We start from the raw sequence: 1,157 nt of genomic DNA, 5'->3' as shown, positions 1-1,157 counted from the left end.
ACCATATATGGACGTCCCCGGTTGTGCAAGCATTGAATTGAAACGGTTTGCGACCATATATCCGGCGTCATTGTGGGTTAAATCACCCGCGCCATGATGTCATCCGAGCCCCGTTTCCTTATCACTACGTAGGTATCTCAGTACCTTGGTCTAATCCAGGCTATTACAGGGACGGTAGCCGTTTTCTCATCAGTGTTTGCAAACTCAATAAAACGTCTTTTTTAACCGGTTAATTCACCGCTTTCTTCATCATAAAATCAACATCATCTTTCAAAATGCGCCAGATAATACGAACCAGTTTATTGGCCAACGCGACCGTCGCCTTCATGACCCCACATCGGGCAATTAACTTTCTTAACCACTCACCCAGGGCATCATCACGTCTTTGAGAATAGCGCATCACCGCACGGGCACCATGAATAATTAACGTTCGCAGGTGACGGTTGCCCTGTTTGGTTATACCCGCCAGACGGTTTTTCCCTCCGGAATTGTATTGGCGTGGAACCAGACCGCACCAGGCAGAAAGCTGACGGCCATGTGAGAATTGTTCTACGTTGACCTCACTGACAAAAGCGGCGGCAATCAACGGTCCCACGCCAGGAATGGTCAGTAAGTGAGCATAACCCGATTGCTGGCTTGAAACCGCCTGAATGTCTTTATCCATTTCGTGAAGACGGGCATCAAACCGCTGCATATCTTCCTGGAGTGAATGGAGTAGGCGTCGGAGGACAAAGGATAATGCGTTATTTCCCTCTTCCAAAATATCAGGCAGAGCCTGCCGGAGTTGTTGAATGCCCGCAGGAATAACAATTCCCTGTTCGGCGAGCAGCGCCCGGGTTTGATTGACCAGTGCAGTACGTTGTTCCACCATGAGTTGCCGGACACTACGCAGGGCTTTGATATCTTGTTGCTCAATCGTTTTGACAGGGACAAAATGAATCCCAGGGCGACAGGCCGTTTCACAAATAGCCAGCGCATCATTGGCATCATTTTTCTGATTCTTACAGAGCGCTTTGACATGCTGAGTCGGGATAAGCCTGATTTCATAGCCCATGGCTTGGAGCGTTCTTCCCCAATAATGAGCACCCTGGCAAGCTTCCATCGCAATAAGGGTATTGGGTGGAAACGCTCTGAGCGTATCCAGCAATTTTTGTCGT

The 1,157-nt window shown here is 49.0% G+C and carries 1 protein-coding gene; it reads right to left on the bottom strand.

What is annotated here, in order from left to right; translation table 11 throughout:
• Window positions 1-229: 229 nt before the first annotated feature.
• Window positions 230-1,157: IS110 family RNA-guided transposase (locus KZ793_RS21445; protein WP_225817139.1), on the bottom strand; the 928-nt coding region annotated here is incomplete at its 5' end.

The organism is Photorhabdus antumapuensis (genome assembly GCF_020387775.1).
Lineage (GTDB): Bacteria > Pseudomonadota > Gammaproteobacteria > Enterobacterales > Enterobacteriaceae > Photorhabdus > Photorhabdus antumapuensis.
Note: the sequence above shows the minus strand (reverse complement) of the source record. Positions and strands in the feature narration are given on the sequence as shown.